Here is a 12,982-nt window from a genome sequence, read left to right as displayed (position 1 = left end):
AGTATTCTTATTTATAAATTACTGATTTGTTTTTTCAAGACTTGGACTTGCTTGTTTTTTATTATCAATATGTTCTCTTTTATTTTTTGTAATAATAGCAAAGGCTTCTTGGTATGAGTATAATAATAAAAATCAATTATTGAGCTAACAAAGTATAAAAATTAATATAAACCTATGTTCTAAGACTCATATTCTCTAAGAATAAGATCTAATGCTTCACGTAAAATGGAGGCTTCAGATCTCTGCTGCACTTCAGCAAGTTCAGATAATCTTTCCAACTGCTTTACTGTATAATAATTACTTTTTAATTTCATCTTAAGATTTTTTACTATTTCGATACCACCACGATTTTTTTTCTTTATATTGTGTAAAGATTCCTCAAGACCTCTTAAAATTTCTATTTCATCTTCACCACTATAAGGGTATTCAGCAATAGCTGTACTAAAAGATGTATTGAATTTCTTATTGAAGTTAGTGTTACTTTCTAATAGATTTGTCATGAAAGTACTCGTACTTTCATGACTATCTACAGAGTAAATACCAAATTCATCTTTTCCTAGATATACAATCTTATAAGGTGAATTATTAGATAAAAATTTATAAATATTAGTTATTACTATAGAATAAGACTCGTTACAAAAGGTGTTCACAAAATCATCTATATCGATTAAGGCAACAGTATAAGCAACTTCTTTTACTAACAGATTTCTTAAATTATGATAATTTCTAGAGCTTTTATACATACACTTCACGCCTTAATTTTTCTTCGAATTGTTTAGTTAAAATATCTAATTCCTCATCGGAATGTAGAGCGTGCATGCAGGCCAAAAATGTACCAATAGGTGTAATAACAAGATGATCGTTATTTAAATTTACCCATTCGTATGTACCTTGATGTTCATGAATTTTCATAAAGTAAATATATATAGCATTGTTGAAAAATTCAAAAGGAGTATTTTTTTCATCAATCTTTCTCAAATAAAATAAAAATTTATCCCGATCATTTAAGAAATATGTAACTTTTCTTATAGTAAGTAGATAAATATTTTTTAAGTTTAGTTCGTTTTGTTTTTTTAAAAAAGGAATAATATGACCTATAACAACATTTTTACTAGCAAATCTAAATTCCTTTAATATTTGTACAAGTGTGGGTGGGAGAGGAATTTCATATTTGTAAAACAAACTCTCTAAAATTTTTAAGGCTGGGTATAAATTTAATTTTTTTATGTTTTTTAATATAAAATCAATATCTAGTTTTTTAACATTAAGGATTTCTATAATATCAAGAGTGTCTCTTAAGTAAAATTCACCTGATCTAGTAAGCAATTCTCCAATATTCAAAATGAAAGTAACTTCTGGTCCAGGTATTTTACTTTCTACGCCATCAATAAAAATATTTCTTTGGTTGTAGGTTAAAATATCCCAACTGATAAAAGTTTTTATGGTAAGAGGAAATCTACCTATTTGTAACTCTGCACCCTTTAAAGGGCTGGAATACAAACTTTCAAATCTTGCGCTACCATAAATTCTATTATTGTCTTTGTTTTTGCACAAATTGACTGTTGAATAAATATTGAAATCTTTCTCTAGTAAACGGTTTCCGATTTCCCAAAATTCTTTTTCACTGGGAACACAAATATCTAAATCAGCAAAATGTCTAAAATTTTGCTTGCTATAGTAATTCTCGATCCCTAGGCCTTTTAAAAGTAAATAATCTATTTCTAGAGCTTTTCTTTTTTTATCTAATATTTTCAATATTACTAAAGCATCTGCTCTTTTTTGTTTATAATCTTTAAAAATGTTGTGGAATTTGTCATCGATCTCTATTTTATCCACTATATAGCTATAGATTGTTGGAAAAACTTTTTCATCTATAGCTATATTTAAAAGATTTTCAATATCCTCTTTGTTCATTTCAGGAAATTCATTTGATAAGCAAATATTTATGATTTTTCGATAAATACTCATAGTTATTATCTCCTATCCCTAAATTTCTTTCCAAATTGGAGTAAAAAGGAAAATTAAGAATAATAGCAAATTACCTATTCCACAGATTAAAAAAACTACTTCTACACTCACTAAATTTGCCATCCAACCAGCTCCAAATATACAAAGTGGCATTGCTAATTTAAAAATAGAGCCGGTAATTCCAACTACTCTTCCTATTATGTCTACAGGTGTAACCTCCTGTCGATAAGTGTGTATGCACACGGAGAAAGCCGTTGCGAAAATACCCACCAGAAACAAAGAAGTGCATAACAAATAAAAATTGCTTATTATAAAGAGAGAGACATAAGTTATTCCTGTAATTGCTATACATATACCAATAGTTTTTCCTAATCCAATCCATGATCGGAGTCTACCTAATACCATTGTTCCAAATACTCCACCTAATCCTAAGGAAGATAGCAAAATTCCTATTTCTGAACTTCCTAGATTTAGTGATTCTTTTGAGAAGAAGATAATCATTGCATTAAACATCCCATATGATGCGTTTGTAAATACTACAAACCAAGTTAAAGTCCATAAAACCCTAATTTTTTTGAATTCATCCCACGCAAACTTAATATCTGAGAAAAGAAAATTCTTTTTATTTGCCGTGCTAGTAGGTTCTTGGTAAGTTTCTAGTAGCAAAGTTAATAATGTCGAAATCAAAAGTGTAATAGCAACTATTATTAAGCTATTTTTCACATCAGAAAATGTGAGAATAAATCCTGTTAACGCAGGACTAACCACTGTAACTAGCATTGTAATAAAAGTAAAGCTTGCAGTAGATTTCATATATAAACTTGGTGGCAAAGTTTGTTTTATTATTACAAATCTGGCATTATAATATCCATAATTCAAGGTCATTAATATAAAAGCAAATATGTACATATAAGGTAATGTGAAATATTCAGTTTTCATTAAAATAAATAAAGCAAATAGTATTAGAGACTGCAATAATACAGTAAAAGTAATAAATGCTTTTTTATTATGTATGTAATCTATGAATGCTCCTATAAATACAGCAAAAATCATATTAGGTAAAAATTCTATGGCTGACATTAATCCCATTGAAACTGATGATTTTGTTAGTTCATATATTATTAATGGGATTGCTAATTCATAAACTTTAGATCCAAAAGTAATAAATATTCCTGTAAGTAATAATATTACATAGTTTTTGTTTTTCCATACACTAACATCAGATCTAGTATCAATGTTTTCTAAACTTGTGTTGTTCATTTTTATCCTCCTTATACAAAAATATGATAAAGTGCTAGCGCACTTTACCATATTATCTCTTAATTAATTGGGGTTTTTCTGGAACCATTTTTTTATTATACTTAATAATTATCTCATTAAACCAGTAGTCAATTGTTTCACATAAAGTATAGTTATTTTTTAAAATTCTGTTTAATTCACTTGCCTTGACATCACCAACTAATTTACCGACTCTATTTAGTGTATAAAAACTTTTATCCATCAGATTGAAAAAATTAGTTAAACCCTCATTTTTGACGACCAATTCTTTAAACTGTTCTTTTCGGAAAATTAGCTTGTTTAATGTATAAAAAGAGATAAAATAACTCAATAGATCTGTCTCAGCCATCACTAGCATGTAATTACAAATAGACTCTAGCCCAGGTGATACATCGATGTTCAAGTTAGGCAATTTATTAAGTTCTAAATTTAAAATTTGAACATAATCAGCAGAAAGTATAAACATCAAATCTTGATTAGTATTTCTATGTAGAATAGAGGAAGCAAACTCTAAATATCTAGTATAAAAATACAATAAATCTGTTAAAACTTGAGTTTTTGACTCCTCATCTATGGTTTGTTGATTAAGCCGAAACCAAAAGTCGTTAAATCCTTTTTCCCACTGGAAGCTATTATTTATTAAATCAACTTCTTTAATGATTTCATCAAATTTAATAAACATTCTTGGAATCCTCCTTTAACTAATTTTAACAAGTTTATCTAAAGACCGGGGAATTTCAACAATCTCTTTATCGTAATAATCAATAGTGTTTTGATGCATTCTCAAATGTAATTCATTTAAAATTCGAATGTTTTTGATTACACGTCGTTGATCTTCTTCGGAGATGTAATCAATATCCATAAAAAAGTCGCGGGTCACATGTCCGTGATCTCCTTCTATATTAATATCACCATGAGTATTTTGATATTTAGCGAAATCTTCAGGTAAATCTGAATACTCTTTAAGTGCGTCTTTATAAGCTAATCCATCATAATCCGATCCTTCAAAAATAAAGATTCCAGCCATAAAAGATAAGATATCTGTATGTGCCCATTTTGATAACATATTCATAATTGCCTGAGTATAAGGTAACGGCATAGAATCTTCAATTTCTGATCGTTCGAAACCTAAAGATGTTAAAGATTTAATTAATAATTTATCGTGTCTATATTCTTCTATAAAAAAATCGAATACTTTTAATCTTGTTTCACCATGAGACTTAGCTATAGCTGGTGTCAAACATTCGTGACATCTTCTCGTAACATGATAATACTCAAATGCAAAACCTACTAATAAGTTTTTAGATGCTTTTTTGTCAAGAATCTTCTTAGTGAGATTTGTTTCGTTACTGAAATTTTGCCAACTGGAATAATAATCTTCTAACTCTAGTATAAAGTTTAAACCAGACTTCCCTTTGAATTGAAATTCTTTACCTTCCTCCAATAAGAGATAATCATCCAATATGTCTATATAATTGATAACTTGTTCCTTAGTAAAGCAATTAGATTTAGAACTTATGTCTTCTACACTATTTTTTCCATTTAATAAATTGATGAAATTTTTGATATCAAAGATATTAATAGTATCTGAGGGACCAATGTCCAATGAGTTACCATGATAATTTATTGTAATAAACTCTTCGTTTTCTATTATTTTAACATTTTTTCTTAATTTTGGATATTTAAAATATAAATTTTCACTCATATTAACAACTCCTCTCATGAAATGAAGGCTAGCATTATAAAAATATAATACTAGCCTCTTTGCTTTTACTTACTCAATTATTAAAGAGTTACTGAAGTACGACGAATTTTAGATGAACGTTTTACGATCATTATGTAGCACCTCCTTGTTAATTATTGACCTAATAATACAACATATATATGTTTACATCAATACATAAATTTAAATTTTATTTAATATTTTAATTAAATTTAAATATTTTAAAATTAAAGTATTGAAAATTATTTAAACTTTATTTAATATTTAAATGTAGTTATTTGGAAGGTGGTTAAAAACTGATGGGAAAGAATATTCTTATTGAAGATAGTACTTTACGAGAGGGAGAACAAACTCCTGGCGTAGCATTTTCAGAATACCAGAAGAGAAATATATTGGAACATCTATCTAAAGCAAATATTAAGTATGCAGAAGTTGGAATTCCGGTAATGGGATCTGTGGAGTTTAAAGCGATTAAATCTTTATCTAAACAACCGGGTTTACCAACATTAATTGGATGGAATCGAGGTATTAAAGAAGATTTAGATAAAACCTTTGAAGCTGGTTTAACATCACTGCATATCGGTTTACCTTCTTCTGATGTACATATCAAAGAAAAGTTTAAAAAGGATTACAACTGGGTTATCGAGACGGCTATTGAATTGGTAGAGTATGCCAAACAACAAGGGGCTGAATTTATATCAGTTAGTGCTGAAGATATGGGTAGAGCCAATATCGACTTTCTAAAACAATATGCGAAGGCTTTAGATCAGGCTGGTGCAAGTAGAATGCGTTTATCAGATACAGTAGGATGTTTAACTCCTAACAAAGTATCTAGTATTGTAAAAACTTTAAAAGAAGAAGTTAAAGGCTTAAACTTTCAAGTTCATATGCACAATGACTTCAACCTTGCTTTAGCAAATGTTTTGGCAGGAGTTGAAGCTGGAGCCAAACAAGTACATGTAACTGTAAATGGTTTAGGAGATCGAGCAGGTATTACTGCTTTACATCAAGTGGCTTCAGCTTTTGAAGCATTATCTGATTATAAAACGGATATTAATTTAAAAGAAATTTTTAAACTTTCAAAAATAGTAGAAGAATATACAGGTTTACCTTTATCTCATAATGAACCAATTGTTGGTGATATGGTATTTACTCACGAATCAGGAATTCATGTAGATGGTATGTTAAAGGTTAAGCATAGTTTTGAATCGTTCGAACCAGAATTAGTTGGGAGAGAACATTCATTCATTATTGGAAAGCATACAGGGTCTAGTGCTATCCAACATGTCCTGTTAGAGCAAGGTTTGGATGTTAGTAGAGATGTTGCTAAAAACTTAATTCCATTGGTACGCGAATACTGTACTTTAACTAAAACAAGTATGTCTCCAGAAATTTTGTTAGTTACAGCCAAGTATTTTCTTAATCAAACAATAATCAAATAATAAAAATAAAATTCGCTAAAAGTATGAAGGAGGATATATAAATGGATCGCTTTTCTCATATTGCACTATCAAAAGGATTATTAAAAGTTTGTGGTGAACCCGAAAATATGGGGTATTTATCAATTGTTCCTAAAATTGATGCATCTCCAAGTTTCTTACATAGACTTCATTGTCATCCATTGTCAAAAGGACCTATTTTAGTTAAGGCAGCGCTTAATGTTTTTGGATCTACAGACAATAATGTACCGAATTTACCTGAAGATACTTTTGAATTAGTAAGATTAAAAGAAGAATATTCAAGTTTTGTGGAAGATTTTAAAATTACAGATAATAAAGATGCAGATGATATGGCATTTAAATATGGTTATGGAGCTTTGTTATCAGTTCTATCGCATTCTTATTTTGATACCTATAATAATGCAGTACAAGCTTTTGCACCATATGAAAGTTACTGTGCAGGACAATATGATATGTGGAGCAAAGTAGATTATTTTAATTATAGAATTAAATGGTATGAACAAACTGCTCCGGAAGTAAGAGAAAAAGTGTTAGCTGAAGAATTTTGGAAAGTCGAATTTAGTGCTAAAGAAATGGTAAAAGGTATTATTCATAGAGTAGCTGCTTTAACTAAACCTTCAATTAAACCAGAAACAATTAAACAGGTAGAAAAAGATTTAAATGTAGATGATGTACCTTTTAACCCGGAAGTAGAAAAATTTTATATTAAATTAGAACAATCTTTAGAGAAAAATTTAATTCATTCTGTCCAAGATACAGTTCAATCATAAATTTTTAAGGAGAGTGTTGAAAATGATTACTTTAACGAAAGAAAGTCTTAAAGACTGGTCTGAATTAAGAAAAATGTTACCTGAAGAAATCTTAAGTCAATACGAAGTACAAGACGATAAAGTTGTATTAACGTATGAACAATTAAAGAAATTAAGTGAAAAATTAGACTTGAGTATATCGACTATTTTAGGGAAAAGCGAGCCTTCAGATCTTAATAATGGTATTAAAGTATCTCGTGCTTCTGAAGGTTATAAAAGAACCAGCATTAAAAATGGTAAAGAATATTACACTTATAATCATCTGGTAACCACTAATGTTTACCCAACTTTAATGCCTTTACGTGTAGAGCTTCATGTTAATGATAACCAGAGTGTAGTTCTTAACGGTGGGCATGATTCCACAGAAATTGTATATGTTACTAAAGGTACTGTTAAAATGCATTGGGAAAATGATGGTCATGTCTATGATGTAGATCTGTATGTTGGGGATTCTGCGTATATTCACCCGGGTATATCGCACAGCTTTATTGCTGCTGGAGAAGATAAGGCAGAGCTTATTGCAATTAATTGGTAAGTTAAAAGGAAATGAGCTTGCTCATTTCCTTTTAATTTGTAAGAGAATAATTTGAAAAAGAGGAAGCTAAATGTTTGTTGTAAAAATAGGCGGAAGTTTAATTACAAATAAAAATGAATATTGTTCTCCTAATAAGGAGGAAATAAGAAAATTTGCGAAGGTATTAAAAGCAAGATGGGAAGATTTAAGAGGGAAACTCATCATAGTTATTGGAGGTGGTTCATATGGAAATGGAGTCCCCATTCGTTTTAATATAGAAAAATCAGAGCAAGATTGGAAAGCTAAAGATTTATTAATGATGACGGTAAAAATGTTTGAATGGTTAACCGAAGTATGCATGATCTTTAGAGAAGAAGGGCTTCCATGTTATCCGTTCCAATCAAGCAGTTATTGTACCACAAATAATGGAGAACTAATTAATTATAATATTGGGGCTATAGAAAAGAGTCTGGAATTAGGATTATTACCTATCACTTCAGGAGATTTAACTTTTGATGACACAAAAACTTTTGTTATTTATTCTAGCGATAATATTCCAGAAATATTTGTTGATTATTTCCGAGTGAAACGAGTAGTAATTTTAACTGACGTGGATGGAATATATGAATCATTAAAAGATCAAAATTTAATAAAAAGGGTTAATAAAGATAATTACGAAAACATTCTTAATATTGCTGGAAGTTCAAATAAACAGGATGTAACAGGTGGTATGAATAATAAAGTGAAAGCCTTAATTAGAATTGCTCAAAAAGGGACTACTAGTATTATTTGTAATGGTAATAATCCAGAAAGCTTAATAGAAGGGTTGTATAGCGATACGCCACCTGGAACAACAATTGAGGCCTGGAATTAAGAGGAAGGTGACTTGAAATGTTGATAGCCTTTGCAGGTTGTGATGGATCTGGAAAGAGTACACAAATAAAAATGACTAAAGAATGGCTAGAAAATAATAATTATAAAGTTGAAATTTTAGATAAATGGGATATTTTAAATGAATTGAAATTTCCAGAATGTCGATTTATTAAAAATGAATTGGAAGATTTGAGAGTTTGTATATCTGAAATGGATGGAATAAGTAGATCAATGTTTTTATTTTGGTCCATCTCTATTACCATGACAAAAAATGATTTAAGTGCTAAAGATCATATCTATTTATTAGATGGTTATTGGATGAAACATGCAGTTTCAGAAATTCTTTACGGCAGCTCTGAGGACTGGATATTAAAAACTATACAAACTTTTCCTAAGCCAGACTTGACTCTTTATTTTGATGTTTTACCTGAAATAGCTTTATCCAGAAAAATAGATTTTACACCGTATGAGTGTGGTAGGAAGGTAGATTTCACAGAAAAAGATTTTTTAACGCATCAATCTCGGCTAAATGAAAAGATGTTATCCTGGGCTGACAAATTCAATTGGGATAAAATATCTAGTAACCAAACTAAAGCTGAAATATTTAACCAGATAAAAGAAAAGATTAAGCAGATCTTATAGTTGAGGTGTTTTATATGCAAGTAGGATGGATTGGGACAGGTGCCTTAGGAAGTGCTATTGTAAAAAAAATAAGTAAATCTTATCAAATAAATGTGTGGAATAGAACTTCAAAAAAAGCGAACTTACTTATGGATTACGGTGTCAAAGTATATTATGATTTAAATTTTTTAGCTAAGGATTGTGATGTTGTTTTTCTTTGTTTAAAAGGTGAGGAAGTTTATACTAGTGTGCTGTTTGGAAAAAGTGGATTAGCAAATCATTTATCACCTAACAGTATAGTAATTGATTTAAGCACCATTAATCCTTCCCTATCAATATATATTTATAAAGAACTTATCAAAAAAAATATACATTATATTGAATGTCCAGTTTCCGGTGGACCAGAAGGAGCGTTAAAAGGACAATTAACTGCTATTACGGCTGGAGATGAGAATAAAATAAGAGAAATTACCCCTATTATAGAGAAATTTTCATCCGAAATTCACTTTGTGGGGAATACAGGGAAAGCTCAAACAATTAAAGTACTTAATAACTTGGCAGAAAGTATCAATCTATTAGGAGCAGCAGAAGTTATTAACATGGGTGTTAAATTGGGCTTCTCTCCGGAAATTTTACAAAACGTTTTAACAACGACTAGAGGATATTCTGTATACATGGGTGTTTTGTTAGAAAGGATTTTGAACCCTACTTCGGAAATCTCAGCTTCACTTTCAATAAGATTAAAAGATATTGAACTCGCCAATTCTCTTGCAACAGATATTAGACAACCTATACCATTAGGATCTTTATCTAAAGAACTATTTAAATTATCTATAGTTAGATGTGGAGAAGAAGCAGATCAAACAAATTGTTTTAATTTGTATAATAATTACAAAGGAGAAATGAAAAATGTTTGAACTTATTAGAAAGAATTTTCGTGAAAAATTATTCAATAATAAACAAGTTGTCCAAGCAGTGGGAGCACATGATGCATTAGGAGCTAGGTTAATCGAAAAGTTTGAATTTGATGCTATTTGGGCTAGTGGTTTAGAAATTTCAGCTTCTCAAGCTAAGCCTGATGCAAATATTCTTACTATGACTGAATTTTTAGATGCAGCTAAAAAAATGGCATATTCTACATCGTTACCTATTATAGCTGATTGTGATACTGGTTTTGGAGATTTAAATAATGTTATTAGAACAGTTCAAGAATATGAAAATGCAGGTATTGCGGCTATTTGTATTGAAGATAAAAAGTTTCCAAAGACAAATAGTTTTGTACCTGGAAGGCAAAAATTAGAGGATATTAATACTTTTTGTGAGAAAATTGTAGCTGCCCAGAATGCTAAAAAAGATCCTAACTTTCTTATTATTGCTCGAATTGAATCTCTGATTGCAGGTGAAGGGATGGAAGCAGCTCTAGAAAGAGCAAATGCTTATAAAGCAGCTGGAGCCGATGTCATTTTGATACATTCAAAAAAATCAACTCCTGCAGAAATATTTACTTTCTCAAATTCATGGCAAGGAGGACTTCCTTTAGTTGTTGTTCCTACTACTTATCCAAATGTATCGATCAAAGAATTAGAACAAAACAATATTAGCATGACTATATATGCTAATCAAGGATTAAGAGCCTCTATAAAAGCTGTGGAGCAGATGTTAAAAACTTTAAAAATTAGTGGTAATCTTAATGATATTGACGAATATTTGTGTGATGTCAAAGATATATTCGAGGTTCAAGGAATGAATGATATGATAGCTAATGAAAAGTTTATAAAACAGAAGGTTGATAGTTTATTTAGTATAGTTTGAAAATTAAATATAATTTGATTATTGTCTTTTATTTATCTATAAATTTTGTTATAATTTAATAGAAAGTTCTCCTTTGAATTTGTAGGTATTTTAGGTGTTGTGGTAATGCACCACAAAGCCACTCTTGGAATATCTTCAAGAGTGGCTTTGTAATAACAAGCTTATATAATATCAAGCGAGTTGTATAAAGAATGTGAGTTGTTTTGGATGTTATTCAATATCTTATTTAACAACAAGTTTGCTTCTTTATAAGAGCCTTGAGATTCAAGTATTTTAACTCTAATAGAATAAGCTTTGGCAATAAGTAAATCATTATTGATTTCTTGAGCCTTAGTTTCGGCGTCATTGGCGTATATTAGAGATTCACTTAATAATCCATGCTTAAGCTTTATATTCGCCAAAATAAGAGTGAATTTAATATTCAATTCAGATACTTCTTGACTACTTATGAGTTGTTCTCGACATATTTTTTGTGCTTCATCTAGCTTTCCCGTGATAATGTAAGTTAAAGCTAACTCATATTTACTATTTTGAGAATAATGATATAGCTTATGATCATTTGCTAACTCTATACTCTTCTTTAAATAATCTTCTGACGCTGAAAAATTTTCTACTTCTCTAAAAAGTATGCCTTGATTTGATAAACACCCAACTACAAGTTTTATCTCTTTTAAATTCTTTAAAGCTATGTTATTTGATTCTATAGCTGTATTATACTGTTTGAGGTATAGCTGAGCTAACCCCTGCAGCATATAGAACAAGCCTTGTTGATGGTAAATATCTGTAGATTTCATTAGGTCCAAGGCCTTTTGAATAATATTTAAACCCTCATTAAATTTTGCCTCTTTGCAATAACAGTATGCAAGGTTGTAATAAAGCTTTAGCTGTAAAACAGGGTTCTCACTGCAAAAGTTGGAATCAAAAAATAATAAACTGTATAAAGAGTTCTTTATACTTTGCTGATAATCCTTAACCTGCATATAACAAAAAGAAAGTCCATAATAAATTTCTATGTATTTATTAAGATCATTTGGTGTAATGTAGTATAAAGACTGATCAAGCATTTTTATAGCTTCATTATAGTTTTTTTTTATAACTTCTACTTCACTGCTCAATTTTAAAAATATCCCTTTAAATTCTATAGGTAGCTCTTTGTTTTTTAAATTTGAGATTAAATTTTCAGCCTCTGTAATTTTTGAATTTTTTATAAAAGCCTCTAACGTATTAATCTCACGTTGAATATTATTGGAGTCAACTGACTCCTCATCTTCATCTTCCATTAAATAACTTACTGTTACCCCCAATTTTCCGGCTATGAATTCTAGAGTTTTTAACGAAGGTTTGGTTTGATTTCTTTCGACCAAACTAATCATAGCATGACTAAGTGTAGGTCCTGACAAATCATTTTGTGTTAAACCTAACTCTTTTCTTCTCTCTTTAATTTTCTCTCCTATACTTTTCATCACTTCCACCTACCTATATATTAATTAAAATTAAATTTTTAAAACGATCCCAATCAATTAGTGATAAAACGAAAAGTGTAGACGCATTTATTTTCAACCTATACTTAAAGAGTATAACCTATATTAAAAATATATATAACGGAATTTTTTTACTGTAATATTAACGCTAAATTTCAAAATTTTTATTAATATCTTTAAATATTATATAAAATAGAAGCACTTGGGTATAAATCATTTAATAGAAGACTTTCTACAAATTGAGTTGAGGTAGTTAATAAAAAATTAATTTCAGTTTTAATAAATATAAAAATTTTTCTAAAATACTGTATCGCCTTCTTGTTACTTCATGTAAAAAATACATAGATAATCTCTTACATCATAAGACTTATATACATTGAAAAAAGCCTATCATGTAGGTATATTAATGTAAAGCACCCTTATATTTTTAAGAATATAAGTTA

13 protein-coding genes are annotated in these 12,982 nt (G+C 29.4%); 7 read left to right on the top strand and 6 right to left on the bottom strand.

From position 1 onward, the window contains the following. Positions 1-179 precede the first annotated feature (179 nt). The 5 genes from BFL01S_RS16155 to BFL01S_RS16135 are packed head-to-tail and all read right to left on the bottom strand — an operon-like array spanning position 180 to position 4,951. Entirely contained in the window at positions 180-743 is a 564-nt protein-coding gene (locus BFL01S_RS16155; RefSeq protein WP_061786310.1) for a nucleotidyl cyclase domain-containing protein, read from the bottom strand. Then, positions 736-1,968 carry a nucleotidyltransferase family protein gene (locus tag BFL01S_RS16150; protein ID WP_061786309.1) on the bottom strand — a complete coding sequence of 411 codons (1,233 nt, stop codon included), beginning with the start codon at positions 1,966-1,968 and terminating at the stop codon, positions 736-738. Before BFL01S_RS16150 ends, BFL01S_RS16155 begins: the two co-directional genes overlap by 8 nt. A gap of 18 nt (positions 1,969-1,986) precedes the next feature. After that, the gene (locus BFL01S_RS16145) at positions 1,987-3,228 is read right to left on the bottom strand and encodes an MFS transporter (RefSeq protein WP_061786308.1); all 1,242 of its coding nucleotides are present in this window, start codon (positions 3,226-3,228) and stop codon (positions 1,987-1,989) included. Between the two features lie 52 nt (positions 3,229-3,280). After that, a complete protein-coding gene (locus BFL01S_RS16140) occupies positions 3,281-3,928 on the bottom strand; it encodes a hypothetical protein (RefSeq protein ID WP_061786307.1) in 648 nt (215 codons plus the stop codon). A 15-nt stretch (positions 3,929-3,943) separates the two neighbouring features. Next, positions 3,944-4,951 carry an iron-containing redox enzyme family protein gene (locus tag BFL01S_RS16135; RefSeq protein ID WP_061786306.1) on the bottom strand — a complete coding sequence of 336 codons (1,008 nt, stop codon included), beginning with the start codon at positions 4,949-4,951 and terminating at the stop codon, positions 3,944-3,946. Positions 4,952-5,268: 317 nt separating this feature from the next. Between BFL01S_RS16135 and BFL01S_RS16130 the strand changes: the two genes are divergently transcribed. The 7 genes from BFL01S_RS16130 (at position 5,269) to BFL01S_RS16100 (ending at position 11,058) form a co-directional block, all read left to right on the top strand. After that, positions 5,269-6,411 (top strand): LeuA family protein, encoded by a 1,143-nt coding sequence (locus tag BFL01S_RS16130; RefSeq protein WP_061786305.1) that lies wholly within the window; start codon positions 5,269-5,271, stop codon positions 6,409-6,411. 41 nt (positions 6,412-6,452) lie between these two features. Next, positions 6,453-7,199 (top strand): hypothetical protein, encoded by a 747-nt coding sequence (locus tag BFL01S_RS16125; RefSeq protein ID WP_061786304.1) that lies wholly within the window; start codon positions 6,453-6,455, stop codon positions 7,197-7,199. A 22-nt stretch (positions 7,200-7,221) separates the two neighbouring features. Then, positions 7,222-7,773 carry a cupin domain-containing protein gene (locus BFL01S_RS16120; protein ID WP_061786303.1) on the top strand — a complete coding sequence of 184 codons (552 nt, stop codon included), beginning with the start codon at positions 7,222-7,224 and terminating at the stop codon, positions 7,771-7,773. A gap of 70 nt (positions 7,774-7,843) precedes the next feature. Further along, positions 7,844-8,626 (top strand): isopentenyl phosphate kinase, encoded by a 783-nt coding sequence (locus BFL01S_RS16115; protein ID WP_061786302.1) that lies wholly within the window; start codon positions 7,844-7,846, stop codon positions 8,624-8,626. A 17-nt stretch (positions 8,627-8,643) separates the two neighbouring features. Then, the gene (locus tag BFL01S_RS16110; protein ID WP_061786301.1) at positions 8,644-9,267 is read left to right on the top strand and encodes a dTMP kinase; all 624 of its coding nucleotides are present in this window, start codon (positions 8,644-8,646) and stop codon (positions 9,265-9,267) included. 14 nt (positions 9,268-9,281) lie between these two features. Continuing rightward, positions 9,282-10,163, top strand: coding sequence for an NAD(P)-dependent oxidoreductase (locus BFL01S_RS16105; protein WP_061786300.1), 882 nt, complete (start codon positions 9,282-9,284; stop codon positions 10,161-10,163). Beyond that, positions 10,156-11,058, top strand: a complete 903-nt coding sequence (locus tag BFL01S_RS16100) for an isocitrate lyase/phosphoenolpyruvate mutase family protein (protein WP_061786299.1) — start codon at positions 10,156-10,158, stop codon at positions 11,056-11,058. Before BFL01S_RS16105 ends, BFL01S_RS16100 begins: the two co-directional genes overlap by 8 nt. 161 nt (positions 11,059-11,219) lie before the next feature. On the opposite strand, the gene BFL01S_RS16095 is transcribed toward BFL01S_RS16100, so the two are convergent. Further along, positions 11,220-12,521, bottom strand: coding sequence for a helix-turn-helix domain-containing protein (locus tag BFL01S_RS16095; protein WP_061786298.1), 1,302 nt, complete (start codon positions 12,519-12,521; stop codon positions 11,220-11,222). Between the last annotated feature and the right edge of the window lie 461 nt (positions 12,522-12,982).

Origin of the sequence: Priestia flexa NBRC 15715 (assembly GCF_001591565.1) — a bacterium.
Classification (GTDB): Bacteria; Bacillota; Bacilli; order Bacillales; family Bacillaceae_H; genus Priestia; species Priestia flexa.
The sequence above is the reverse complement of the archived record's forward strand: the minus strand, read 5'-3'. Positions and strand labels throughout refer to the sequence as shown.